The following is a 23168-nucleotide window of genomic DNA, read 5'->3' as shown; positions in this document are numbered from 1 at the left end:
GCGAAACGAAACGTCAATGCCGTTGTCATAAGAACGCCGGGGTCGGCCGCCGGACGACCGTCAGCCGAGCCCCGGCCGCTGCTTCCGGGGTCGCCGCGTCAGCCCTGGAGCCCGAGCGCTCGCATGCCCCTGGCGCCGGCGATCCCCGACGCCGTGTCGGACCCGAGGAGGTCGAGGACTTCGCGGGCGAGGTCCGGTCGGGCGGAGGAAGCCAGGACGGCCCCGCTGAAGACCGAGTCGATCCCGGTGTCGCCCGGCAGCGGGCCGACGACGACGCCTGGCAGGTCCATCAGTTCGCTGCGCTGCTGGAAGGCCAGGTCGGCCCGGCCGGACGCGAGCAGGCTGCCGGCGGGCACCCCCGCCGGTGCCTGGACCAGCCGGTCCGACAGCGTGTCGGCCAGCCCCAGCCGGGTGATCAGTCCGACGAGGGCCGTCCCGCTGGGACCGGTGGAGTACGCGATCCTCTGCGCGGACAGCAGAGCGGCTCGCAGGTCGGATTCCGCATCGAACGCCGGAACCGGCGTGCCGTCCGGTACGGCGGCGACGACCTGGGAGACCCACAGCGGGCGCGCCGTGCCGCCCAGGAGGTGCCCCTCCTGCTCCAGCTGGGCCAGTGCTCCCTCGGCGAGGACGAGCAGGTCGGCCTCGGCACCCTCGCGCACCCGCCGCGCGATCTCGACCCCGCCGCCGGATTCGAAGCGCACGGGGACACCGCGGGTGCGTCGGATGTGTTCGGAAAGGTCGGTCAGGATCGGCCGTGTCGCCATCGAGGACAGCCCGGAGATCTCCTGGTTCACATCGACTCCTTGAGTTCGGCAGATGGTACGACTGGTGCGACGCGCGCCCGGGCGGCTCGACGCCGCCCTGCGACACTGGCCGGATGAGCGCAACCCGGAGTACGGCAGCCGGCAAGGTCCTTGAGATCCTCTCGACCTTCGACCGTGAGCACCCGTCGCAGACGCTGTCGGAGATCGCCCAGCGTACGGGCATGGCCCTGAGCACCACGCACCGCGTGATCACGGAGCTGGCGGGATGGGGAGCGCTGGAGCGCGCGGAGGACGGGTCGTGGCACGTCGGGCTGCGCCTGTGGGAGATCGCCTCGGGGTGTCCCCGGACGCAGATCCTGCGCGATTCGGCGCTGCCGTTCATGCAGGACCTCTACGAGGCGACCCATGAGAACGTCCAGCTCGCGGTGCGCGAGGGCACGGAGCTGGTCTTCGTGGAACGGATCGCGGGGCACCGGTCGGTGGAGGTGGTCACGATGGTCGGGTCCCGGTTCCCCGTCGTCTCCACCGGGATGGGGCGGGTGCTGCTGGCGCACGCGCCCCGGGAGATCCAGGAGGAGGTGCTCGGATCGCCGCTCCGGGCCTGGACCCCGCACACCGTCACCGAACCGAAGGCGCTGCGGGCGCAGTTGGACCGGATCCGCCGCGAGCAGGTCTTCGTGAGCGACCGGCAGCTCTCGGAGCGCTCGGTCGCGGTGGCCGCGCCGGTACGGATCGGCCGGTCCGGCCCGGTGAGCGCCGCCTTGGGGATCGTCGTCGCGGCGCGGGGCGAGAGCCGGGCGCGCGGGCTGCGCGAGCCGCTGCTGAGGGCCGCGCGGGGGATCTCCGAGGAGCTCGGCAGGCGGGCCCGGACGACGGTCTGAAACCCGGGGAGGTTTCCGCCTGACGGAAAGGGGGGCGACCGGTCGAGGGCCCGGGTGCGAGCGTTCGGGGAGTTCGAAGCCTTCGAAGCCCCCGCGCCACCGTTCAGGAGATGCCATGGCCGATGCCATCGTCGACACCGTCGCCTCGGTCCCAGTCGCCGTCGTCGGCGCCGGCCCGGCCGGACTGATGCTGGCCCATCTGCTCGGGCGCGCCGGGGTCGAGACGGTCGTGCTCGACACCCGTACCCGGCAGGAGATCGAGACGACGCACCGGGCCGGCATCCTCGAAGCCGACGCGGCCCGGGACCTGGTGGAGACCGGTGTCTCCGAGCGGATCCTGCTCGACGGCCACGAACACGAGGGCGTCGAGCTCCGGTTCGGCGGCCGGCCGTACCGCATCGACTTCAAGGAGCTGGTCGGCGCGTCGGTGTGGCTCTACCCGCAGACCGACGTGTTCATCGACCTGGCCGACGCCCGGGAGCGCGACGGCGGCACGGTCCACTTCGGTGTTAGGGAGACCGAGGTCCTCGACGTGACGACCGACGCTCCCCGCGTCCGCTGGACCGCGTCCGACGGGACCCGCCACGAAGTCCGGGCGCGGTACGTGGTCGGTGCGGACGGGTCGCGCAGCATGTGCCGCGACCTGGTGCCCGAGGACCGGCGGGCGCGCTACGGCAAGGAGTACCCCTACGCGTGGTTCGGCATCATGGCCGAGGCGCCGATGAGCGCACCCGAGCTGGTCTACGCCCATTCCGAGCACGGGTTCGCGCTGATCAGCCAGCGCACCCCGCGCGTGCAGCGGATGTACTTCCAGTGCGCCCCCGACGAGCCCGTGGAGGCCTGGTCGGACGACCGCGTCTGGGAGACGCTCCAGGCCCGGGTGGCCGGCGAGGACGGCTTCCGGCTCAACGAGGGGCCGATCCTGGAGAAGACGGTGCTGCGGTTCCGCTCGTTCGTGCAGGAGCCGATGCGCTGGGGCTCGATGGCGCTGGCGGGCGACGCCGCGCACACCGTGCCGCCGACCGGCGCCCGCGGGCTGAACCTGGCGCTGCACGACGTGAAGGTACTCGCCGGTGTCCTGCTGCGCGCGCTCGGCGGCGAGGGCGCGGCCGCGCTGGACGACTACCAGCCGCGCGCCCTCCAACGGGTCTGGCGGGCACAGAACTTCTCGTACTGGATGACCCGGCTGCTGCACACGGCCCCTGGCGACACGCCGTTCGACCTGCGGCGTCAGCTCGGCGAGCTCGACAACGCGGTGGGCACCCGGGCCGGCCGCACCTTCCTCGCCGAGCAGTACACCGGCTGGCCCACCGGCACCCAGGACTGACCCGGACGCCCCTCAGGAGAGCACGCATGATCATCGACTGTCACGGCCACTTCACCACCGCACCACCGCAGTTGGCGCGGTGGCGGGACCGGCAGGTGGCGGCGGCCGGCTCCGCCGGCGACGCACCCGACCCCGACGACCTGGTCATCACCGACGACGACCTGCGCCAGGCGATCGAGGGCAACCAGCTGCGGCTCATGGACGAGCGCGGCAGCGACCTGACGATCTTCTCCCCGCGGGCCAGCTTCATGGCCCATCACATCGGCGACTTCGCGGTCTCCTCGGTGTGGGCGCGGATCTGCAACGACCTGGTCCACCGCGTCAGCACGCTCCACCCCGACCGCTTCGCGATGGGCGCGATGCTCCCGCAGTCGCCCGGCGCCGACCCCGCCACCTGCCTGCCCGAGCTGCGCCGCGCGGTCGAGGAGCTCGGTGCGGTGACCGTCAATCTCAACCCCGACCCGTCGGGCGGCCGGTGGACCGCACCGCCGTTGACCGACCGCAGCTGGTACCCGCTCTACGAGGCGATGGCCGAGTACGACATCCCCGCCATGATCCACGTCAGCACCTCGTGCAACCCGGCCTTCCACACCACCGGCGCCCACTACCTCAACGCCGACACCACGGCGTTCATGCAGCTGGTCCAGGGCGACCTGTTCGCCGACTTCCCGACGCTGCGGTTCGTGATCCCGCACGGCGGCGGCGCGGTGCCCTACCACTGGGGGCGGTTCCGCGGCCTGGCGATGGCGCTCGGCAAGCCGGATCCCGAGACGCTGCTGGACAACGTCCTCTTCGACACCTGCGTCTACCACCAGCCCGGCATCGACCTGCTGACCCGGGTGATCCCGAGCCGGTCGGTCCTCTTCGCCAGCGAGATGATCGGCGCGGTCCGCGACATCGACCCGCGCACCGGTCACCACTTCGACGACACGAAGCGGTACGTCGACGCCACCCCGAACCTCTCGGACGAGGAGCGGGCGGCCGTCTACGCCGGCAACGCCCTGCGCGTCTACCCCCGCCTCGCCGCCCGCCTCACCGCAGCCGGCCGCTGAACCCAGGAGGAGAAACGGATGGAGCACACCGAGATCGGCATCGTCCACACGTCGATCACCCGCGCCGACCCCGAGGCGGTCGCCGCGCTGTCGGAGTTCGGCGTGGCGACGGTCCACGAGGCCATGGGCCGGGTCGGCCTGATGCGCCCCTACCTGCGCCCGGTCTACCCCGGGGCCCGGCTGTGCGGCACGGCGGTGACGGTCCTGCTGCAGCCCGGCGACAACTGGATGCTGCACGTCGCCGCGGAGCAGGTCCGCGAGGGCGACGTCGTGGTCGCGGCCTGCACGACCGAGAGCGAGGACGGATTCTTCGGTGACCTGCTCGCCACCTCCTTCCGCGCCCGCGGCTGCAAGGGCCTGGTCATCGACGGCGGCGTGCGCGACGTGGCCGACCTCCAGGCGATGGACTTCCCGGTCTTCGCGCGGGCGGTCAACGCCAAGGGCACGGTCAAGGCCACCCTCGGCTCGGTCAACGTGCCGGTGGTCTGCGCCAACGCCCTGGTGCGGCCCGGCGACGTCGTCCTCGCGGACGGCGACGGCGTCGTCGTCGTGCCGCGTGAGCGGGCCGCCGAGGTCGCCGAGGCGGCGGACAGGCGCGAGGCGGGCGAGGCGGGCAAGCGCGCGAGGTTCCGCGCGGGCGAACTCGGCCTGGACGTCTACGACATGCGCGGCCCGCTGGCCGCGCTCGGGCTGCGGTACGAGGACTGAGGATGACGACGACCTTCGAGAAGACCCCCGGCTGGCTGGACTGGTACGCCGGCCCGAGCCGCCCGCAGTTCCGGCTGCCCGCCGGCGCCGTCGACGCGCACTGCCATGTCTTCGGGCCGGGCGCGGAGTTCCCGTTCGCCCCCGAGCGCAAGTACACCCCGTGCGACGCGTCCAGGGACCAGCTCTTCGAGCTGCGCGACCACCTGGGCTTCGCCCGCACCATCGTGGTCCAGGCGACCTGCCACGGCTCCGACAACACCGCCATGGTCGACGCCCTGCGGGCGTCGGGGGGCCTGGCCCGCGGGGTGGCGACGGTACGCCCGGGGATCCCCGACGCGCAGGTGCGGGAACTGCACGAGGCCGGCGTGCGCGGCGTACGGTTCAACTTCGTCAAGCGGCTCGTCGACGCGGCGCCGCGGCAGGACCTGTGGGACGTCGTCGAGCGGATCCGACCGTACGGCTGGCACGTCGTCGTCTACTTCGAGGCCGCCGACCTCGCCGACCTGCGCGAGTTCCTCCTCTCGATCCCGGTGCCGCTGGTCGTCGACCACATGGGCCGGCCCGACGTCGCCAAGGACCCGCACGGCCCGGAGTTCGAGGCGTTCCTGGACTTCCTGCGGGCCCGGCCCGACATCTGGTGCAAGGTCACCTGCCCGGAGCGGCTGTCGGTGGGCGGCCCGCCGGCCCTGGACGGGGAGCGGACGGCCTACCGCGACGTCGTCCCGTTCGCCCGGCGCGTGGTCGAGGAGTTCCCCGACCGGGTGCTGTGGGGCACCGACTGGCCGCACCCGAACCTCACCGACCACATGCCCGACGACGGCCTGCTCGTCGACTTCGTCCCGCACATCGCGCCGACGCCCGAGCTTCAGCACAAGCTGCTGGTCGACAACCCGATGCGCCTGTACTGGCCCGAATCGGACTGAACCGTCCCACGAAACGGAGGACCCACCCATGTCGCTGGACAAGCGCTACAAGCTGGTCCCGGGGACGACCGTCTTCGACGCCGAGCAGTCCGCCAGGGGTTACCACCTCAACCAGTTCTGCATGTCCTTGATGACGGCCGAGAACCGGCACCGCTACCTCGCCGACGAGCGCGCCTACCTGGACGCGTGGCCACTGCGGGAGGAACAGAAGCAGGCGCTGCTCGACCGCGACCTCAACGCCGCGATACGCGAGGGCGGCAACATCTACTTCCTCGCCAAGTGGGGTGCGACGCTGGGACTGTCGTTCCAGCAGATGGCCGGCTCGATGACCGGCATGACCGAGCAGGAGTACCGCGACATGATGGTCGCCGGCGGCCGCTCCGTCGCCGGCAACCGGATCGATCACGCCGTCCTCGAAGCGGCGCACACCGACCGGCGGTCGCCGCGGGGACAGGCCGTCATCACCGGCGCGGTGTTCACCTCGCACGTGCCGGCGATCGGCGCGGCGATGGACCACCACAAGACCGACGAGCCCTACTGGCGGCCGGTCTTCGAGGGCTACGGGTTCTCCAGGCAGTGGGAACGGGACAACGCCCCCGACGTGATCCTCCTGGTCTACAACGACCACGCCTCCACCTTCGACCTGTCGATGATCCCGACCTTCGTGCTCGGCACCGGAACGGTCTACCCCACCGCCGACGAGGGCTACGGACCCAGGCCGGTCCCCGGGATCGAGGGCGACCCGGAGCTGGCCGCGCACATCGCGCACTCACTGATCCGCGACGACTTCGACCTCACCCTCGCCAACGAGATGGCCGTCGACCACGGCCTGACCGTCCCGCTGTCGTTGATGTTCGGCGACGTCGAGCGGTGGCCGTGCAAGGTGATCCCGTTCCACGTCAACGTGGTGCAGTACCCGGTGCCCTCGGGCGCGCGGTGCTTCCGGCTCGGCCAGGCGCTGCGCAGGGCGATCGAGTCCTACGACAGGCCGCTGAAGGTCCAGGTGTGGGGCACCGGGGGCATGAGCCACCAGCTCCAGGGGCCGCGCGCCGGCCTGATCAACCGGGAGTGGGACAACGCCTTCCTGGACCGGCTGATCGCGGATCCGGAGGGCCTGGCCCAGGTGCCCCACCTGGAGTACGTCGAGGAGGCCGGCTCCGAGGGGATCGAGCTGGTCATGTGGCTGATCGCCCGAGGTGCGATGAGCGACATCGACGGAAGCGGCGGGATCGAGGTCAAACACCGCTTCTACCACGTGCCGGCGTCCAACACCGCCGTCGGCCACCTGATCCTTGAGAACCACCCGGCGGGCGGGACGCCCGCCGTGAAGGAGTGACGACATGACCGAGAAGCAGACCGTCCGGATCGCCCTGGTCGGCGGCGGCGCCTTCGGCGCCAAGCACGCGGCCGCGCTGCGCCGGATCGAGGGCGTCGAGGTGACCGCCGTGGTCAGCAGCAGCCTGGAGAAGGCGCGGCGGTTCGCCGAGGAGCAGGCCGTGGGCCGCGCCGTCGCCACGCTGGAAGAAGTGCTGGCGATGGACGACGTCGACGCGGTGATCCTCGCGACGCCCACCCAGATGCACGCCGGGCAGACGCTCGCCTGTCTGTACGCGGGCAAGCACGTCCAGGTCGAGATCCCGCTGGCCGACTCGCTTGCCGACGCCGAGGCCTGCGACGCGGCGCAGCGGCGCACCGGGCTGGTCGCCATGGTGGGACACACCCGGCGCTTCAACCCCAGCCACCAGTGGGTGCGGCAGCGGATCCAGGCCGGGGACTACCGGATCCAGCAGATGGACGTGCAGACCTACTTCTTCCGCCGCGAGAACCTCAACGCACTGGGCCAGGCACGTTCCTGGACCGACCACCTGCTGTGGCACCACGCCGCGCACACCGTCGACCTGTTCGCCCACCAGACCGGCTCGCCGATCGTGCAGGCCAACGCGATCCAGGGGCCGATCCACCCCGAACTCGGCATCGCGATGGACATGTCCATCCAGCTGCGCGCGGAGAACGGCGCCATCTGCACGCTGTCGCTGTCCTTCAACAACGACGGTCCGCTGGGCACCTTCTTCCGCTACATCGGCGACACCGGTACCTACCTCGCACGTTACGACGACCTGTTCACCGGCAGGGACGAGCCGATCGACGTGAGTGGGGTCGACGTCTCGATGGACGGCATCGAGCTGCAGGACCGCGAGTTCGTCGCCGCCGTCCGCGAGGGCCGCGAGCCGAACTCCTCCATCGCCCAGGTGCTGAACTGCTACCGGACGCTGGCCGCCCTGGAGAAGCAGCTCGCGGCTGCCGCGTCGTGACCGCGGCGAAGACCTCGGGCCCGGGCCGCCGCGTGGTGCGGCGGCCCGGACCGTTCGAGGTCCCGGCGGTCGGCCCGAGTTGGTCTTCCGGTGCGCTTGATTTCTGATCCGCGGCAGGAATTTCTCGTACGCCGTCCGTAATGATCACGGATGGCGCCGGTGGGCGCGCTGCGTGGCCGGCGCGGCGGGGCAGGTCCGTCCCCGGCGCCCGTGGGGCTCGCCCGTCGAGGAGGGCGGGGCGCGGGCGTCGGGAGGGCTGAGCTGCCAGGCCAACCAGGGTTTTTCTCGCGGGCGTTGACGGTCATGCCGCCTCGCGACCGCGGTCCCGGGGGAAGGGGCCTGCAGAACCGGGGTGGAATTTCCTCCCGTGGCGGGCCTGGACCTGCTAGGGTCGTTGTAGTTGCAGTAGTGGTTCCCATGAACTTTGTGTGCGCCTGCTGATGTTTCGCAGGCGCATTTTTGTTTCCCGGCTCTTCCCCGGGTGGGTGCTCATCGCGGCGACTCGAAGTCCGCACTGGGCGGATTTCGGACAGCCCCTTGAAGGAGATTTCTTTATGGCTAATGGCACTGTGAAGTGGTTCAACGCGGAAAAGGGCTTCGGCTTCATCGAGCAGGACGGCGGCGGCGCTGACGTGTTCGCCCACTACTCGAACATCAACGCCAACGGCTTCCGTGAGCTGCTCGAGGGCCAGAAGGTCGAGTTCGACGTCACGCAGGGCCAGAAGGGCCCGCAGGCCGAGAACATTCGTCCGCTGTAGTTTCTGCCACGGCACCCGCCTGGTAGCCAGGGGCCCGCACCGCGTACATGATGCCCGGTGCGGGCCCCTCGGCATCGCGCCACGACGCACCCCCCCGGCCGTTCAGGCCCCTGGCCCCGCCACCGGCGGCCATCCCCACGCGAGACGCTCGGCGCCGCGTCCGGATCGGCGCCCTGCCGTGACACCCACGGTTCGAGGATCCTCGCTCCCGCCCTTCGCGGTGAGCGCGGACCTGAGGTGACGTGCCGCACGGTTTCACCGTCCACGCCCCGCCCTCTCCACACTTTCGGCCCGTTCCTCGCGATCTCCTGCCGGCGCCCCGCGCTGCAGAGCCGCCGCGCGGCGTGCCGCCCCAGGAAGGTTTCCCATGAACCGCTCCAGTCGCTCCGCGTACCGGACCACCAACTCCCGCTCCTCGGCCTCCGCCCGCTCCGGCGGTTCCCACGGATCCCGTTCCGGCGGCGGTTCCTTCTACGGCGACCGGCCCGCCGGCGGCCGCAACTCCCGTCAGGGCTCGTCCCTGCAGGGGGAGTTCGCGATGCCGGTGAGCACCACCCCGGCGCTGCCGGCCGTCGAGGCGTTCGGCGAGCTGGACATGCCGAAGGCGCTGTTGTCGGTGCTGACCCGCCAGGGCGTCACCGCGCCGTTCCCGATCCAGGCTGCCACGCTGCCGAACTCGCTGGCCGGCCGTGACGTCCTCGGACGAGGCCGCACCGGATCCGGCAAGACCATCGCGTTCGGCCTCGCCGTGCTGGCCCGGACCGCCGGGCGGCGCGCCGAGCCGCGCCGCCCGCTTGCCCTGGTGCTGGTGCCCACCCGCGAGCTCGCGCAGCAGGTCACCGACGCCCTCACCCCGTTCGCCCACGCGGTGCGGCTGCGCATGGCGACCGTGGTCGGCGGAATGTCGATCGGACGCCAGGCCCACGCCCTGAACCAGGGGGCCGAGGTCGTGGTCGCCACCCCCGGTCGCCTCAAGGACCTGATCCAGCGCGGCGACTGCCAGCTGGACGGGGTCGGCATCACCGTCCTCGACGAGGCCGACCAGATGGCCGACATGGGCTTCCTGCCGCAGGTCACCGGACTCCTCGACCAGGTCGCCGAGGGCTGCCAGACGATGCTGTTCTCCGCCACCCTGGACCGCAACGTCGACCGCCTGGTCCGGCGGTTCCTGAAGGATCCGGTCACCCACTCGGTGGACCCGTCCGCAGGCGCGGTCAGCACGATGGAGCACCACGTGCTGCACGTGCAGAACCACGACAAGGCCGCCACGATCGCCCACATCGCCTCCCGCGAGGGCGGCGTGATCATGTTCATCGACACCAAGCACGGAGCGGACCGCCTGGTGGAGGACCTGCTCGCGAACGGGGTGAAGGCCGCCGCCCTGCACGGCGGCAAGTCCCAGCCCCAGCGCACCCGCACCCTGGAGCAGTTCCGTACCGGCCAGGTCACCGCGTTGATCGCGACCAACGTCGCCGCCCGGGGCATCCACGTCGACGGCCTCGACCTGGTCGTCAACCTCGACCCGCCCGCCGACCACAAGGACTACCTGCACCGCGGCGGCCGCACCGCCCGCGCCGGCGAGTCCGGCACCGTCGTCACCCTCGTCCTGCCCAACCAGCGCCGCGAGATGGCCCGCATGATGGCCACGGCCGCCATCACCCCCGTCACCACCCGCGTCAGCGCCGGCGACGACGACCTGGCCCGCATCACCGGCGCCCGGGTACCCACGGGCATCCCCACCGTGATCGCCGTCCCCGTCGTCGAACGCCCCCGCCGCAGCGCGTCCGCGAGCCGCGGCCGCCGCGGCCGCCCCGCCCACGCGGGAGCCGACACCCGCGCCACCGCCACGGGCCGCGACAACAAGGGCTCCTCCGGCCGCCGCCGGGCACCGCGCCGAGTCGCCCTCGCCGCCTAGCACGGGCGCGTGGGGTCCGGGACCGCCGCCGTGGTCCCGGCTCCCACCACTCACCGGACGAACAGCAGTCTCGGCCCACTCCGGCGCACCCGCCGGCCGTCCCACCGTCAGCGTTCCGCCCACCGCCGGTCCCGGCGGTGGATACGCGAAGGAGTCTGCCCATGACCATCACCCTCGAACGCACCGAGACCGCCGCCACGGTCGGCGACGTCATGAAGTGCCCTGATCTGCAGGTCAGCGACGACATCATGGTCGACACGGCGATGGACATCCTGCAGAGCTCCGGCACCGACCACATCCTGGTCCGCGACGACGACGGCCGCTGTGCGGGGCTGCTGACGCGCCTGCACCTCGCGCCGTTCCAGGCCCGCTCCTGGTACACCGAGCGGACCCCGGTGCGCGCCGTCGTCCTCGACCGCGGCCCGTTCGCCACCGCTGACATGCCCGCGGACGCGGCGGCCGCCGCCATGCGCGCCCGAGGCCTGGACGTGTGGCCGGTGGTGGACCATGACGGCCACGCCATCGGCCTGCTCAGCTTCTAGGACCGTCCCGTCGGCGCCGACGCGCCGGCCGTCGCCCTGTCGCTCGCAGTGTCCCTCACCGCGGCTTTCGGCCCCGTGTCCCGCCAGGGGAGGCGGATGGCCGACCAGCACGAGGCCATCGCCGGCGCCCTCGCCACCGTTGGCGAGTTGTCGCACCGGTGGCGCACCCGGGCCGACCACCTGAACGGTGGTAGTGACCGGCACGGCGCCCGACTCGGATACCGTGTTCCCACACGGGGTGCCATAACGGATGTGGCGCCTCCTACGGAGGTAGCCAGCGTATGAGTTCCAAGCGCAGCCAGAATCCAGCCCTGCCCGTCCTCGACGACGCGTACCGGCTCGCGTCGGTCAAGGACACCGAAGAGTCCACCCGCGACTTGGCCGCACGGCTGGCCACCACCGAGCTGCGCCGCGTCTCCCACCCCGGCCGGGTCACCTGGGATCCCATCGATCAGGCCGATCCCGTACCGGCCCCGCCGACTGTGGTCGACGGTGACGGGGACCTGTGGCTACGGGACCGGGCCACCGGCACCTGGACCATGCCCGAATTCGACCCGAAGACGTTCCCGGCCCGCTGTGGCGAGGTCCTGACGTGGAACCAGCTGGCCTGTGAGTACGGCCCGCTGACCGCACTGGCCAACGACCGCCACATCGGCGGCGGCGGCCGCCGCCGCCGATGACCGCGCCGCCCTCCGAGTAGACCGCACCCGAAGGACACCGACGCGGTCCTGACAGTGGCCCTTCTCCCCGACCGGGCGCGAATCGGGCAACACGGTCCGGCGGTCGTCCTGGCCGTGTGCCCGTTTCGAGGTGTTGCGTGAGCCGGTGGGCAGGCGAACCGCCGCCACGGGATGCCTGACCTGACCGGTGATGCCCTGGGAGCGGGCCCACAGGCTGCCGGGATCGCACGACGGTGCTGGGCGTCAAGGGGTGCCCGAAGTCGAGCCGTGAGGGCCCGGTGCGGGCCCGCCCGCCGGGGGTGCGGGCGAGCCTGGGGGCGGGCCCCGGTGTCAGATGCGGGTGGCGGTGAGGACGTGGTAGTCGAGGAGGCCGTCGCGCCAGGCGGTGAGGAAGTGGCGGGACCAGTGGGCGGTGGGGACGGTGTCGGTGAGGTAGCGGTCGAAGCCGGGCCAGACGTCGGAGCCGATGGATTCGGTGGTGATGTCGGTGAAGCCGTGGCGGGTGAGGTCGGCGGTGAAGGCGTCGAGGGGGTGGGGGACGTCGAGGCCGTCGGCGAAGCTGGCGAGCATGATCTTGAGGCGTTCGGCGGCGTCGGGGCCGGGGGCGGTGAAGAAGGTGGTCACGACGAGGCGGCCGCCCGATCGCAGGACGCGGGAGGACTCGCGGGCGAAACCGCTCAGTTCGCGGAAGTGCTGGGCGGCCTCGACGGAGAAGACGCCGTCCAGGTAGCCGTCGGAGAACGGGAGTTCGTCCGCCGAGCCCAGGGTGTAAGCCAGCCGATCGGGGTACGTCGCCAGGGCTCTCGCGTTGACGGCCCGGGCGCGCTCGATCTGGTCCGGGTGGATGTCCACCCCCGTCACCCCCGCGAACCGGAACTCCCGCAGGGCGAGGGCACTCCCGAGGCCGCGCCCGCAACCCACCTCCGCCAGCCGCAGCCGCTCGCGCGGTTCGGGGAACTCCCGCAACACCCGCCGGTACAGCTGCTCCTGGCTGCGCACCCGGTCCTCGGGGGTCGGGGCCGCGAGGTCGATCCCCTGCCAGTAGCCGAAGTTGATGAAACCGCCGGCGAATGACGGGGCCGTGCTGAGGTCGTCGGCGCCGTAGGTCTGGCGCACGGTCGGGGGGATGCGGTTGTGGTCCATGGGCCGCTGGGTCTCCTGGTCGGTGGGTGCCCGGCCGTCGGGCGTGCCGAGGTACGTACCCAAACCTGTGGTGGTCCGAACACGGTACGTGATGGCGGGGTGGGCCGTGTCCAGGGGCGGCGGGGGGCGTGGTGGTGCTCCGAGGGGGCGCGGGCACCACCACGCGACGGGGGCGGCTACCGGGTGAGGACGGCCGGGGCGTCGAGCCGGGTCAGCTTCCGCGGGTTGCGGACGATGTAGACCCGGGTGATCCGGCCGTCCGCCACCGCGAGGCTCACCACCGAGGGCTCGCCGCCGATGTCGATCCGGCCGGCCGGTGCGCCGTTGAGCCAGACCGTGGCGGCGTCGAACGCGACCGGCAGCCGGCCGGTGCGGGCGAGCAGCGCCGCCACCGCCTCGGCCCCGTGCACCGGGGCGGTGACCGCCGCCGCGATGCCGCCGCCGTCGGCGATCAGGACGACGTCCGGCGCCAGCACCGCCATCAGGTCCTGCAACCGCCCGGTGCGCAGGGTCTCCAGGAAGCGCTCCACCACCTGCTGCTGCTCGGAGCGGCTCACCCGCACCCGGGGCCGGCGGGCCGCCACGTGCCCGCGGGCCCGGCGGGCGAGCTGCCGTACGGCGGCCGGGGTCTTGCCGAGGGCCTCGGCGATCTCCTCGTACGGCAGCTCGAAGACCTCGCGGAGCACGAACACCGCCCGCTCGGTCGGCCCGAGGGTCTCCAGCACGGTCAGCACCGCGAACGAGACGCTCTCCGCGAGTTCGACGTCCTCGGCGACGTCGGGGCTGGTGAGCAGCGGCTCCGGCAGCCACTCGCCGACGTACTGCTCGCGTCGGCGGGAGAGCGTCCGCAGCCTGTTGAGGCCCTGGCGGGTGACGATCCGGATGAGGTACGAGCGCGGGTCCTGCACCCGGTCGTGGTCGACCTCGGCCCACCGCAGCCAGGACTCCTGCAGCACGTCCTCGGCGTCGGCGGCGGAGCCGAGCAGCTCGTAGGCGACGGTGAAGAGCAGGCTGCGGTGGGTGACGAAGGGGTCCTCGGTCCCGGTCATGCCGGCGACGCCCCGGCGGCGTCGTCGACGGCGGCGGCGCCGCGCCGGGCCAGGGGGATCTCGCAGGAGTCCGAGAAGCCCTGGGAGCGGACGCCGTTCGCGGTGTTGTTCCTGGTGGCCATGTTGACGAAGGCCACGTAGGCGGTGAGTTCGACCATGGCCGCCGGGCCGAGCTCGTCCAGCAGGTGCTCGTACAGTTCGTCGGTGACGGCCGGCGGGGTCACGGTCATCGCCTCGGCGTACTCCATCACCTCCCGCTCCAGCGGCGTGAAGACCTCGGACGCCCGCCAGTTCGGCACCTGGCTCGCCTTGGCCAGGTCCAGGCCCTGGTTCCGCGCCTGGAAGTAGCCGACGTCCAGGCACCAGCCGCAGCCGACCTGCGCGGCCACCGCCATGTGCGCGAAGGACTTGAGGCTCTCGTCGAGCGCGTCCCACTCGGCGATCCGGCGGGAGAAGTCCAGGTTCGCGGTGGCGACGCCGGGGTTGTGCCAGATCGCCTCGACGGGTTCGAGCTCCGTCCCGAAGCCCTTGATCATGTTCTCGCTCAGCTCGGCGGGCAGCTGGGCCTTCGGCAGTCGCAGTGCCATGGTGTCCTCCCGGTTCGGGGGTTCGGTGGTGCGGCGGGTTCGCCGGACATGAAGACACCGGACGGCGCGCGGATGTGACAGGGCGGTGCGAGAGCAGGGGAAAACGCTTTCCGGACGGGCCGGGCGGTTCGCTACAGTCCGCGGGTACCGCCGACCACCGCGAGGAGCACGACACCGTGAACGTCCCCGACGACCGCCCCGCCCCGCCGCTGACCGGAGGCGAGCGCGAGATGCTGCGCGGCTTCCTCGACTTCCACCGGGCGACCCTCGCCCTGAAGTGCGAGGGCCTGACCGACGAGCAGCTGCGGCTGCGCTCCAGCCCGCCGTCCGCGCTCAGCCTGCTGGGCCTGGTCCGGCACATGGCGGAGGTGGAGCGGACCTGGTTCCGCCGGGTGATCAACGGCGAGGACCTGCCGCTGGTCTGGTCCGGGGACGGCGACTACCAGGCCGCGTACGACCCCGCCGGCGCCACCCGGGACGAGGCCTTCACCGCCTGGCAGACCGAGGTCGAGCACTCCCGGCGCATCGAGCTCGCCGCCGACTCCCTCGACGTCACCGGCCACCAGGCCCGGTGGGACGCCGAGGTGTCGCTGCGGCTGGTGATGCTCCACCTGATCCACGAGTACGCCCGGCACAACGGGCACGCCGACTTCCTGCGGGAGGCGATCGACGGGGTGGTGGGCGCCTGACGAGCCCCAGCGCCCTATCAGCCGAGCCCGAGCGCCCTACCAGCCGAGCAGGTGGGTGCGGTGGGCGAGCGCCGCGAGGACGGATGCGGCGGTGGTCTCGGGGGTGAGGGCGGTGGTGTCGAGCGCGTGGTCGGGGGCCTCGGCGGCCGGGCCGGCGTGCAGCACGACGTAGTGGAGGGCGGCGCCGGTGGTGCGGCTCTCGCGGCGGAAGGTGTCGAGGGCGGCCGGGACGGCGGGCGCCTCCACCACGACCTGGTAGCCCCGGGTGGCGTAGGCGAAGGCGGCCTGGGCGGCGGCGGCCAGGGCGGTGGCGTTCTGGTGCCCGGCCTCGGGCAGGTGGGGCGGCAGCTGGCCGCTGCGGATGACCCGCAGGAAGTCGTCCGTCCGCAGGTGGACGCTCGGGTTCAGCTCCCGGGCGAGCAGCTCCGCGACCGGGCTGTTCCCGGCCCCGTCGGGGTCGACGAGGACGAGGACGCCCCCGGCGCCCCGGCCGCCCCCGAGCTCCGGCCCACCTACGGTCGTACGGTTCACAGCTGCTGATCCCTTCGCGGGCCGGGGACGGTCGGGTAGCCGGGGGCGGGGCGGTCGGCGTGCGAAGGGGCTGGTCGGCCCCTGTACCGGACAACCGACCGCCTCGTCCCTACGACTGATGCGTTTCGGGGATCAACCTAGTCCAAACGGGTGGCGGAGTCGTCCCCCGTCCGGTTCCTGGGCGGGTCGGAGGGCGAGGTCGGTGCGGGTCGGAGGGGACGTCCGGGCCGGTCGGCGGGGAGGCCGGAGAGGCCCGGGCGGGTCGGTGCCGGCCGCTACCGCTCCTCGGTGCGCAGCACGATCGGGTTGGTGAGCGCCGCCATCGGCCCCCAGGGCAGGTCCGGCCCCATCGAGTTGCCCCTGCCCGGGGTGCCGTCCGCCTTCGGGTGGCGCACCTCGGCCCGGACGTAGGAGGCGAGCGAGGCGGTGGTGCGCCAGACCACGGTGCCGGAGCCGTCGGCGGGCAGCGACTCCTGGTGCAGCTGCCCCTCGTCGGTGAGCAGGCGGACCGTCCCGCCGGGCACCCCGGACACGGTGAGCCGGACGTCCAGCGGGGCGTCGGCCGGGACGGTCAGCTCCTCGCCGATGCCCGCCCGGCGGCCGTGTCCGGTGACGGTGAAGTCGAGCCGGACGGCGGAGGACTCGGCCAGCCAGCTGCGCCCGGCGCGCAGCCCGTCCAGGATCGCGTCGCGGGTGAGGTCCTCGGCCAGCACCACGGTGTGCGGGGAGCCGATGGCCTGCGGCTCGCTGTGCGCGTCGCTGTTGCCCAGGGCGGGCAGCCAGGAGCGGCCCTCGCGCAGGGCGACGGCGAGCCGGCCGTCCCAGGTGTCCACCGCCGACTCGTCGTCGTACGTCCACGGGCCGTTCCACACCTCGACGGCGTCGGCCCCCTCGTAGCCGAACTTCCACTGGCAGGCGACGTACGGGCAGTACGGGTGCGCGGGCACCACCAGGCCGCCGGCCCGGTGGACCTGGCGGACGAAGCGCGGGTACTCCTCGTCGCGCGAGCGGTAGCGCCAGTCGACGAACTGGCCGGGCTCCAGGCCGAGGGCGAGCCAGTGGCCGTTGCGGGTGGTGACCTCCTCGCCCGGCAGGATCAGCAGGTCGGGGCCGGCCAGCGGGCCCCAGGAGCCGTGCGAGGAGCTGGTGTTGTGGTCGGTGGAGACGATGAAGTCCAGGCCGGCCGCGCGGGCCCCGGCCGCCACCTCCTCGGGCGTGCGCCGCCCGTCGGAGTGGACGGTGTGCAGGTGGCAGTCGCCCCGGTACCAGGCCCGGCCGCGGCCGCGGGCCCGCTCCGCCGGGTAGTGGGGGGTGAACCGCGGCCCGGGCGGACCGGACCGGAGGGTGACCTCGACGTGGTAGTCCAGGCCCTGCGGGGCGATCTGGTAGGGGCCGAGGACGACGTGCCAGGTGCCGGGGTCGATCGGCCCGGGGAGGTAGCCGGGGGTCGCGGCGCCGCGGGAGAGGCTGAACTCGGTGCGGAAGCCGCCGGACCAGCCGCGGAAGCCGGCGCCGCCGAGGTCGGTGCCGCGGGCGTCGAAGATGCCGATGTCGCAGGAGTTGCCGGGGGTGCCGGCCGGGACCGGCGGCTTGTCGTAGCGGTAGGAGACGGCGATCTCGCGGACGCCCTCGGGCACTTCGACGGGGAGGTGGACGAAGTCGGGGGAGCCGGTGGGCAGATGGCCGGTGAGGGTGAGGGTGCCTCCGGGGGTGCCGCCGGGAGCGTCGGTGGGGGAGGCGGCGGCCCGGGCGGTGGTGGCGGCCAGGCCGAGGGCGGTGGCGGCGCCGGTGGCGAGGCCGGTGCGGAGCAGGTCGCGGCGGGCGGGCTGGTCGTGGCGGGGCGTGCTGGGCTCGGTCGGCATCGAGGTCTCCGGTTCGCGGCGGGCGGGTCGCCCGCGTGCCTACCCCGGCGAGTGAACCGGGGGTGAGTCGGGGCCCACGGTGGTGGGGCGGGGCGGTGAAGAGGTGCCGGCCGGGGGCGGGGGCGAGTTGCGGGGAGTGACGATTGGTCGGTTCATAGTCATGTCGTCGGTTTATATGAGAACTAGTGCGGATGGGAGACGGATGTGTCGGTGAGGCGGCGGACGCTGCTCATGGTGGTGGCCGGAGGAGCGCTGACGGGGTGCCGGACCAGGTCGGCGGGCGCCGACTCATCCCTGCTCCCGCCGGCCGGCTCCGCCTCGGCGGCCTCGGCGATACCGTCCGCCGCCCCGTCCGCCGCCCCGCTCGGGACGCCCGCCGACGGGACTGCGGCCGGGCCCGCCGAGGCCGCCGCCGCGCCGACGGCCGGGCCGGAGCCCACGCCCGCCCCGGAGGCCGCGAAGCAGCCGGCGCGGGAGCCGACCCGGGCCGAGTCGGTGGAGCGGTACGACGGGCAGGCCCCGGGCGACTGGGGGCTGGAGGTGTCCGGGGTGATCACCGCGCTGCCCGAGGGCGAGAGCGCCATGGCGCTCACCTTCGACGCCTGCGGCGGCCCCGGCGGCAACGGCTACGACGCCGACCTGATCGACTTCCTGCGGGCGAACGGCGTGCCGGCCACCCTCTTCCTGAACGCCCGCTGGATCGACGCCAACCCGGAGGAGTTCGAGCGGCTCGCCGCCGACCCGCTGTTCGAGATCGGCAACCACGGCACCGCCCACCGCCCGCTCTCGGTCACCGGCCGCTCCGCGTACGGCATCGCCGGCACGCGCGACGTCGGCGAGGTGTACGACGAGGTGGCGGGCAACGCCCACAAGCTCGCCGAGCTGCTCGGGCACCCGCCCCGGTTCTTCCGCTCCGGCACCGCGCACTACGACGACGTCGCCACCCGGGTGGTCGCCGACCTCGGCCAGCGGGTGGCCGGCTTCACCGTGAACGGCGACGGCGGGGCGACGCTGCGGGCCGCCGAGGTGCGGCAGGAGGTGGCCTCCGCCCCGCCCGGCGCGATCGTGATCGGCCATCTGAACCATCCGGGCGGCGGCACCGCCCCCGGGGTGGCGGCGGCGGTGCCGGGGCTGCTGGCGGCGGGTCGGCGCTTCGTACGGCTGTCGGACGTGCTGTAGCCGGGCGGGCGGGGGCGCCTCGGGGCGGACGGCTCAGGCCAGGCGCAGGCCGCCCGGGTGCTCCTCCTCGATGATCCGGACCAGCCAGTCGAAGACCGTCGGCCCCCGGCCCGCCCGGGCGGCGTCCAGCTGGGCGGTGATCTGCGCCCGGTTGGCGGGGTGGGCCCGCGACAGCCGCAGCTCCAGCTGGCGGACCGTCTCCGGGTGGCCGAGGTTGCGGCGGGAGACCTCGTGGTGGCGCCACTCGATGACCCAGTCGCCGTCGTCGGGGGTGCCGTAGCCGCCGCGCAGGCAGTCGGCGAAGGCGTCGAGGTTGCGGCCGAAGTAGCCGTCCTCGCCGATGGTCCGCCCGACCGCGTCCCAGAAGTCCTCCAGGGTCCTGATCCCGTTGCCGTCGATCACATAGGTCACCGTCACGGGGTCGAGGATATGCGGCGCCGGCGGCGGGTCAGGGCGAGACGGCGATCGCGGTGGCGAGCAGCCCGTCCCGGACCGCCCAGCGGCCGTCGAAGCCGTCGATCCGGCGGCCGCCGACCACCGGGCCGGGGACGAGCAGCCGGGCGGTGAAGGTGCCGTCGGGGGAGAGGTCGAGCTCGGCCTCGTGGAAGTCCAGGAAGAGCAGGGTCAGCGGGAACCAGGCCTTGTACACCGACTCCTTGGCGCTGAACAGGATGCGGTCCCACGGCACGTCCGGGTACTCGGCGGCCAGCTTGGCGAGCCGCTGCTGCTCGACCGGCAGCGCGACCGCCTCCTGGACGCCCTCGGGCAGCGGCAGCGCGGGTTCGGCGTCGATGCCGACGGAGGCGAGGGTGCCGGCCCGGGCCACGGCCGCCGCGCGGAAGCCGTCGCAGTGGGTGAGGCTGCCGACCACGCCGTCCGGCCAGCTCGGGGCGCCGCGCAGGCCCGGGACCAGCGGCCGGTACGGGACGCCGAGCCGGGCGAGGGCGGTCCGGGCGCAGTGCCGGACGGTGGTGAACTCGCGGCGCCGCTTGTCGACGGCCCGGGCGACGGCCGGCTCCTCCTCGGGCTCCAGCCGGGCCTCCGGCGGGTCGTCGTAGGCCACCTCGGTCACCACGACGTCCGGCAGCAGGTCCCCGATCATCCGTTCCCCCCTCGGTCGGCCGCGCGGACGGGCGCCGCGCGGGACGAGGGTAACCCGGGTGGAGGGATCTCGGCGGGGGATCGGGAACCCCGAGGCGGCTGCGGGTGCCTTCGGCGCCGCCCTCGCCGGGGCCGGTCCCCGGTGCCGCCCCGCGCGGAGGTGCGGCCGCTACCGCGTGAGCAGGCGGGCGAAGTCCAGCCCGAGGCTGCCGAGGACGGGCAGTGCGCCGAGGTCGGTCACACCGGCCACCGGGATGCTGTAGCCCTGGTTCACCTCGCGGGGCGCGGCAGCGGCGGCGACGGGGGCGGCGGTCGGGAGCAGGAAGGTGCCGAGGAGCAGGGCGACGAGCGAGGTGCGCATCTGAGGGGGCCTCCGGAGACTCGGGTGACGCCCTGTCAACACCCTCCGTGGCGGTGCGGTCACGCATCTTCGCCCCTTCGGCCGCATTGGTAAAGATGCTTGCCTTGTGTTCATGCCAACATCGCGGAGGTCTGGACCACCCGCGGTAGGGCGCATACGTTTCCTCCACAAGGGCGGACATTCGGTCGGCGAACCGTCGTGCGGATGTGTCGAGTTCCGCCTGTCATGCACATGCCATACCCTGCACCGCAACCGGAGGGAACGGACCATGCGCGCCATCGGCAAGAACCTCAGGATCCTCGCGGGCGCCCCGCTCGCCGCAGCCGCCCTGATCGCCCTCACGGCCGGCTCCGCCAGCGCCGCGATCCCGATCAACAAGCCCATGACCGGCAAGGCCACCTACTACAACGACGCCGGCTACGGCGCCTGCGGCACCCAGATCAACGCCGCCACCCAGATGCTGGTCGCCGTCTCGCACACCTGGTGGACCACCGCCAACCCGAACAACGACCCCGTCTGCAAGGGCATTTCGGTCAAGGTGACCTACCAGGGCAAGACCGTCACCGTCCCGGTGAAGGACCAGTGTCCGTCCTGCGACTCCACCCACATCGACCTCAGCCAGCCGGCCTTCGCCAAGCTGGCCCCGCTGGACAAGGGCGTCATCAGCGGCCTGAGCTGGCAGTTCGTCAAGGCCGGGCGCAACGGCGAGACCGTCGAGCTCTCCGCCCCGATCACCGGCTCCACCATCGGCTGAGCCCCTGACGGCCGTGCCCGCCCCCGCCCGGTTCGCGGGGGCGGGCACCGGAGCGGTCGCGGGCACCGGGGCCGCCCAGAGCCGGTGGTCGGTCAGCCGGACAGCCAGTACTGGTTGGCCTGGCTCCCGCAGTCCCAGAGCTGGACCTTCGAGCTGCGTCCCCAGTTGTAGATGTCCATGCACTGGCCGGGGTAGGCGATGTTCTCGACGCGGAACGCGCCGACGAAGGAGTCGATCTTCCAGGCCTGCCCCAGGCCGGTGCCGCAGGAGTTCTGGATCAGCTGCTCCCCTTTGCCCAGGGAGCCGTCGACGCACTGGTGGCTGGCGAGGCTCTGGATGTTCCAGCCCCCGCTGGTGCCGTTCCAGGAGATGGTCCAGGCCTGGTTGCTGCCGCCGTGGCAGGCCCACATCTGGATGTCCCGCCCCTTGCCCCAGTCGTAGACGTCCAGGCACTTGCCGGCGGCCTCCGGGCTGGCGCTGGTGATCGTGGAGATCCCGTCGGGCTGCGCGGCCGCTCCCGCCGTGCGGGTCGGCAGGGCGCTGCCGGCCGCCGACAGTGCCGCGGGCTGCCCGCCCGCGGCCGCCGGCCCGGCGCACAGGGCCAGCGCCGCCGCGGCGGCCCCGAGGATCGAGCCGGCTCGTGTGGACACGTTCATTCATGGACTCCCGTGCTCGGACTGTGTCGGTGCCCCGACGCTAGGACCCTGTCCGCGACCGGGCACAGGTGACTATCGGCCGTTCGGATCACGGCCGGATGCCGTCGCCCGGCGCCGGCGCCGACGCCCGCGCGCTGCCTACCACCACGCTCCCGCAGCACCCGCCGTGCCTCCTCGGCGGCCGCGCGCCCGGCCGGCGCCGGCGCACAGCCCTTGCCGGTGCGCTCGACCAGCCGTCCGGCGGCCCGGGTGACGATGGCAAGGGTTGCTCGTCGCTTCCGGTCGGAACCGGTCGTGGACGGCCCCGGCATGACCGGCTTTCCTGGAGACGGCCGCCGGCCCCCGGCGGGCCACCCTTCGAGCGAGGAGTTCACCATGGACGTCGTCGTGGTCGGAAGCGGGATCATCGGGCTCACCACAGCGATCCGGCTGCAGGAGAAGGGACTTCGGGTCGTCGTGGTGACGGCCGACGACCTGCTGTCGACGACCTCGGCCGTGGCCGCGGCGGTCTGGTTGCCGGTCGCCACCGGCACCAGCGGCCGGGTGGCGGACTGGTCCGCGACCGCCTTCGCCGAGTTCGCCCGCCAGGCGGCCGACGGCGTCCCCGGCGTCTCGATGCGCAGCACCCGGATGCTGGAGCACGAGCAGCAGTCGGCGGGCCTGCCCTGGTGGGGTGCCGCCGTCCCCGACCTGCGCCGGCTGACGGCCGCCGAACGCGGACCGGACAGCGCGGACGGCTGGTCGTTCACCGCACCCGCCGTCGAGATGCCGCTCTACCTGCCCTGGCTGCTCGACCGGTTCCTCGACCACGGCGGGGAGACCGTCCACCGCCGCCTCGACACCCTCGACCAGGCCCGGGCCTGGGCGCCCGTGGTCGTCAACGCCACCGGAATCGGCGCCCGACAGCTCTGCGACGACCCGGCCGTCCACCCGGTGCGCGGCCAGCTCGTCCTGGTCCGCAACCCCGGACTGCCCGCCTCCACCCGCATCCAGGACGACCCGGGCGGCTACACCTACGTCCACCCCCGCAGCGCCGACGTCGTCCTCGGCGGCACCTTCGAACCGGACGACTGGAACACCGCACCCGACCCCGCCACCGCGGCAGCCATCCTCGCCCGCTGCACGGCCCGCATCCCGGCCCTCCGTGACGCCCGCGTCATCGGCCACGCCGTCGGCCTGCGCCCCGCCCGCCACGGCGGCCCCCGCCTCGAACCGGACCCGGCCGGCCGCATCGTCCACAACTACGGCCACGGCGGCGCCGGCGTCACCCTCAGCTGGGGCTGCGCCGACGCGGCGGCGGACTACGCGGCCGCGCTCGGATCGATCGGATGAGTCGTCATATGTGCTTTCCCCGACCGTATTTGCGAACTTTCGAACGCACGCCCCACGGT

The 23168-nt window shown here is 73.1% G+C and carries 25 protein-coding genes; 15 read left to right on the top strand and 10 right to left on the bottom strand.

The window, feature by feature from the left end; all coding sequences use genetic code 11:
• Positions 1-98: 98 nt before the first annotated feature.
• Positions 99-797, bottom strand: coding sequence for a substrate-binding domain-containing protein (locus ACZ5GH_RS04595; RefSeq protein ID WP_464333507.1), 699 nt, complete (start codon positions 795-797; stop codon positions 99-101).
• Between the two features lie 83 nt (positions 798-880).
• Between ACZ5GH_RS04595 and ACZ5GH_RS04590 the strand changes: the two genes are divergently transcribed.
• The 11 genes from ACZ5GH_RS04590 to ACZ5GH_RS04540 all read left to right on the top strand — a co-directional run bounded on the left by ACZ5GH_RS04590 (position 881) and on the right by ACZ5GH_RS04540 (position 11865).
• Positions 881-1648 carry an IclR family transcriptional regulator gene (locus tag ACZ5GH_RS04590; RefSeq protein WP_387747014.1) on the top strand — a complete coding sequence of 256 codons (768 nt, stop codon included), beginning with the start codon at positions 881-883 and terminating at the stop codon, positions 1646-1648.
• Between the two features lie 115 nt (positions 1649-1763).
• Complete coding sequence (locus tag ACZ5GH_RS04585) at positions 1764-2975, top strand: 4-hydroxybenzoate 3-monooxygenase (RefSeq protein ID WP_464333506.1); 1212 nt, start codon at positions 1764-1766, stop codon at positions 2973-2975.
• Positions 2976-3001: 26 nt separating this feature from the next.
• A complete protein-coding gene (locus ACZ5GH_RS04580) occupies positions 3002-4027 on the top strand; it encodes an amidohydrolase family protein (RefSeq protein WP_387747020.1) in 1026 nt (341 codons plus the stop codon).
• An 18-nt stretch (positions 4028-4045) separates the two neighbouring features.
• Complete coding sequence (gene ligK, locus ACZ5GH_RS04575) at positions 4046-4735, top strand: 4-carboxy-4-hydroxy-2-oxoadipate aldolase/oxaloacetate decarboxylase (protein WP_464333505.1); 690 nt, start codon at positions 4046-4048, stop codon at positions 4733-4735.
• 2 nt (positions 4736-4737) lie between these two features.
• Entirely contained in the window at positions 4738-5658 is a 921-nt protein-coding gene (locus ACZ5GH_RS04570; RefSeq protein WP_464333504.1) for an amidohydrolase family protein, read from the top strand.
• A 28-nt stretch (positions 5659-5686) separates the two neighbouring features.
• Positions 5687-6994, top strand: coding sequence for a protocatechuate 4,5-dioxygenase subunit alpha (gene ligA, locus ACZ5GH_RS04565; RefSeq protein ID WP_387747028.1), 1308 nt, complete (start codon positions 5687-5689; stop codon positions 6992-6994).
• Between the two features lie 4 nt (positions 6995-6998).
• Complete coding sequence (locus tag ACZ5GH_RS04560) at positions 6999-7970, top strand: Gfo/Idh/MocA family oxidoreductase (protein ID WP_464333503.1); 972 nt, start codon at positions 6999-7001, stop codon at positions 7968-7970.
• Positions 7971-8524: 554 nt separating this feature from the next.
• Positions 8525-8728: a cold-shock protein gene (locus tag ACZ5GH_RS04555; protein WP_099897249.1), complete on the top strand. Its 204-nt coding sequence runs from the start codon at positions 8525-8527 to the stop codon at positions 8726-8728.
• A gap of 367 nt (positions 8729-9095) precedes the next feature.
• On the top strand, positions 9096-10643 hold the full coding sequence (locus ACZ5GH_RS04550) for a DEAD/DEAH box helicase (protein WP_387747035.1): 1548 nt from the start codon (positions 9096-9098) through the stop codon (positions 10641-10643).
• Between the two features lie 161 nt (positions 10644-10804).
• Complete coding sequence (locus ACZ5GH_RS04545; protein WP_387747038.1) at positions 10805-11185, top strand: CBS domain-containing protein; 381 nt, start codon at positions 10805-10807, stop codon at positions 11183-11185.
• Between the two features lie 281 nt (positions 11186-11466).
• Complete coding sequence (locus tag ACZ5GH_RS04540) at positions 11467-11865, top strand: hypothetical protein (RefSeq protein ID WP_387747041.1); 399 nt, start codon at positions 11467-11469, stop codon at positions 11863-11865.
• Between the two features lie 330 nt (positions 11866-12195).
• Here the strand turns inward: ACZ5GH_RS04540 and ACZ5GH_RS04535 are convergent, their stop codons facing one another.
• The 3 genes from ACZ5GH_RS04535 to ACZ5GH_RS04525 all read right to left on the bottom strand — a co-directional run bounded on the left by ACZ5GH_RS04535 (position 12196) and on the right by ACZ5GH_RS04525 (position 14644).
• A complete protein-coding gene (locus tag ACZ5GH_RS04535; RefSeq protein WP_387747043.1) occupies positions 12196-13071 on the bottom strand; it encodes a class I SAM-dependent methyltransferase in 876 nt (291 codons plus the stop codon).
• A 113-nt stretch (positions 13072-13184) separates the two neighbouring features.
• The gene (locus ACZ5GH_RS04530; protein WP_464333502.1) at positions 13185-14057 is read right to left on the bottom strand and encodes an RNA polymerase sigma-70 factor; all 873 of its coding nucleotides are present in this window, start codon (positions 14055-14057) and stop codon (positions 13185-13187) included.
• The gene (locus tag ACZ5GH_RS04525) at positions 14054-14644 is read right to left on the bottom strand and encodes a carboxymuconolactone decarboxylase family protein (protein WP_401114215.1); all 591 of its coding nucleotides are present in this window, start codon (positions 14642-14644) and stop codon (positions 14054-14056) included. The genes ACZ5GH_RS04530 and ACZ5GH_RS04525 overlap by 4 nt, the downstream gene beginning before the upstream one ends.
• A 230-nt stretch (positions 14645-14874) precedes the next feature.
• On the opposite strand from ACZ5GH_RS04525, the gene ACZ5GH_RS04520 reads away from it, so the two are divergent.
• Positions 14875-15333, top strand: a complete 459-nt coding sequence (locus ACZ5GH_RS04520; protein WP_387748035.1) for a DinB family protein — start codon at positions 14875-14877, stop codon at positions 15331-15333.
• Between the two features lie 36 nt (positions 15334-15369).
• Here ACZ5GH_RS04520 and ACZ5GH_RS04515 read toward each other — a convergent pair whose 3' ends face one another.
• Positions 15370-15864, bottom strand: coding sequence for a hypothetical protein (locus tag ACZ5GH_RS04515; protein ID WP_387747052.1), 495 nt, complete (start codon positions 15862-15864; stop codon positions 15370-15372).
• 275 nt (positions 15865-16139) lie between these two features.
• The gene (locus ACZ5GH_RS04510; protein WP_464333501.1) at positions 16140-17726 is read right to left on the bottom strand and encodes a CehA/McbA family metallohydrolase; all 1587 of its coding nucleotides are present in this window, start codon (positions 17724-17726) and stop codon (positions 16140-16142) included.
• A 210-nt stretch (positions 17727-17936) separates the two neighbouring features.
• Here ACZ5GH_RS04510 and ACZ5GH_RS04505 point away from each other — a divergent pair, with 210 nt between their 5' ends.
• Positions 17937-18905 carry a polysaccharide deacetylase family protein gene (locus ACZ5GH_RS04505; RefSeq protein ID WP_387747057.1) on the top strand — a complete coding sequence of 323 codons (969 nt, stop codon included), beginning with the start codon at positions 17937-17939 and terminating at the stop codon, positions 18903-18905.
• Between the two features lie 33 nt (positions 18906-18938).
• Here the strand turns inward: ACZ5GH_RS04505 and ACZ5GH_RS04500 are convergent, their stop codons facing one another.
• The 3 genes from ACZ5GH_RS04500 to ACZ5GH_RS04490 form a co-directional block, all read right to left on the bottom strand.
• A complete protein-coding gene (locus ACZ5GH_RS04500; RefSeq protein WP_387747059.1) occupies positions 18939-19322 on the bottom strand; it encodes a barstar family protein in 384 nt (127 codons plus the stop codon).
• 31 nt (positions 19323-19353) lie between these two features.
• Positions 19354-20007, bottom strand: a complete 654-nt coding sequence (locus ACZ5GH_RS04495; protein WP_387747061.1) for a 4'-phosphopantetheinyl transferase family protein — start codon at positions 20005-20007, stop codon at positions 19354-19356.
• 168 nt (positions 20008-20175) lie between these two features.
• Positions 20176-20367, bottom strand: coding sequence for a hypothetical protein (locus tag ACZ5GH_RS04490; protein ID WP_387747064.1), 192 nt, complete (start codon positions 20365-20367; stop codon positions 20176-20178).
• Positions 20368-20635: 268 nt separating this feature from the next.
• Between ACZ5GH_RS04490 and ACZ5GH_RS04485 the strand changes: the two genes are divergently transcribed.
• Positions 20636-21121, top strand: a complete 486-nt coding sequence (locus ACZ5GH_RS04485) for a cysteine/serine endopeptidase inhibitor (RefSeq protein ID WP_387747067.1) — start codon at positions 20636-20638, stop codon at positions 21119-21121.
• A gap of 92 nt (positions 21122-21213) precedes the next feature.
• Here the strand turns inward: ACZ5GH_RS04485 and ACZ5GH_RS04480 are convergent, their stop codons facing one another.
• Entirely contained in the window at positions 21214-21777 is a 564-nt protein-coding gene (locus ACZ5GH_RS04480) for an RICIN domain-containing protein (RefSeq protein WP_464333500.1), read from the bottom strand.
• A gap of 375 nt (positions 21778-22152) precedes the next feature.
• Between ACZ5GH_RS04480 and ACZ5GH_RS04475 the strand changes: the two genes are divergently transcribed.
• Positions 22153-23109, top strand: coding sequence for an FAD-dependent oxidoreductase (locus ACZ5GH_RS04475; protein ID WP_387747073.1), 957 nt, complete (start codon positions 22153-22155; stop codon positions 23107-23109).
• The last annotated feature ends 59 nt before the right edge of the window (positions 23110-23168 follow it).

The sequence above is a fragment of the Kitasatospora sp. Xyl93 genome, assembly GCF_055383135.1.
This window is presented reverse-complemented; position numbering and strand designations above follow the sequence as displayed.

What these genes read in the sequence shown, in the direction of transcription:
- ACZ5GH_RS04590 (WP_387747014.1), top strand. Translation starts at nt 881, where the DNA reads ATGAGCGCAACCCGGAGTACGGCAGCCGGCAAGGTCCTTGAGATCCTC.
- ACZ5GH_RS04585 (WP_464333506.1), top strand. Translation starts at nt 1,764, where the DNA reads ATGGCCGATGCCATCGTCGACACCGTCGCCTCGGTCCCAGTCGCCGTC.
- ACZ5GH_RS04580 (WP_387747020.1), top strand. Translation starts at nt 3,002, where the DNA reads ATGATCATCGACTGTCACGGCCACTTCACCACCGCACCACCGCAGTTG.
- ligK (WP_464333505.1), top strand. Translation starts at nt 4,046, where the DNA reads ATGGAGCACACCGAGATCGGCATCGTCCACACGTCGATCACCCGCGCC.
- ACZ5GH_RS04570 (WP_464333504.1), top strand. Translation starts at nt 4,738, where the DNA reads ATGACGACGACCTTCGAGAAGACCCCCGGCTGGCTGGACTGGTACGCC.
- ligA (WP_387747028.1), top strand. Translation starts at nt 5,687, where the DNA reads ATGTCGCTGGACAAGCGCTACAAGCTGGTCCCGGGGACGACCGTCTTC.
- ACZ5GH_RS04560 (WP_464333503.1), top strand. Translation starts at nt 6,999, where the DNA reads ATGACCGAGAAGCAGACCGTCCGGATCGCCCTGGTCGGCGGCGGCGCC.
- ACZ5GH_RS04555 (WP_099897249.1), top strand. Translation starts at nt 8,525, where the DNA reads ATGGCTAATGGCACTGTGAAGTGGTTCAACGCGGAAAAGGGCTTCGGC.
- ACZ5GH_RS04550 (WP_387747035.1), top strand. Translation starts at nt 9,096, where the DNA reads ATGAACCGCTCCAGTCGCTCCGCGTACCGGACCACCAACTCCCGCTCC.
- ACZ5GH_RS04545 (WP_387747038.1), top strand. Translation starts at nt 10,805, where the DNA reads ATGACCATCACCCTCGAACGCACCGAGACCGCCGCCACGGTCGGCGAC.
- ACZ5GH_RS04540 (WP_387747041.1), top strand. Translation starts at nt 11,467, where the DNA reads ATGAGTTCCAAGCGCAGCCAGAATCCAGCCCTGCCCGTCCTCGACGAC.
- ACZ5GH_RS04530 (WP_464333502.1), bottom strand. Translation starts at nt 14,057, where the DNA reads ATGACCGGGACCGAGGACCCCTTCGTCACCCACCGCAGCCTGCTCTTC.
- ACZ5GH_RS04525 (WP_401114215.1), bottom strand. Translation starts at nt 14,644, where the DNA reads ATGGCACTGCGACTGCCGAAGGCCCAGCTGCCCGCCGAGCTGAGCGAG.
- ACZ5GH_RS04520 (WP_387748035.1), top strand. Translation starts at nt 14,875, where the DNA reads ATGCTGCGCGGCTTCCTCGACTTCCACCGGGCGACCCTCGCCCTGAAG.
- ACZ5GH_RS04510 (WP_464333501.1), bottom strand. Translation starts at nt 17,726, where the DNA reads ATGCCGACCGAGCCCAGCACGCCCCGCCACGACCAGCCCGCCCGCCGC.
- ACZ5GH_RS04495 (WP_387747061.1), bottom strand. Translation starts at nt 20,007, where the DNA reads ATGATCGGGGACCTGCTGCCGGACGTCGTGGTGACCGAGGTGGCCTAC.
- ACZ5GH_RS04490 (WP_387747064.1), bottom strand. Translation starts at nt 20,367, where the DNA reads ATGCGCACCTCGCTCGTCGCCCTGCTCCTCGGCACCTTCCTGCTCCCG.
- ACZ5GH_RS04485 (WP_387747067.1), top strand. Translation starts at nt 20,636, where the DNA reads ATGCGCGCCATCGGCAAGAACCTCAGGATCCTCGCGGGCGCCCCGCTC.
- ACZ5GH_RS04480 (WP_464333500.1), bottom strand. Translation starts at nt 21,777, where the DNA reads ATGAACGTGTCCACACGAGCCGGCTCGATCCTCGGGGCCGCCGCGGCG.
- ACZ5GH_RS04475 (WP_387747073.1), top strand. Translation starts at nt 22,153, where the DNA reads ATGGACGTCGTCGTGGTCGGAAGCGGGATCATCGGGCTCACCACAGCG.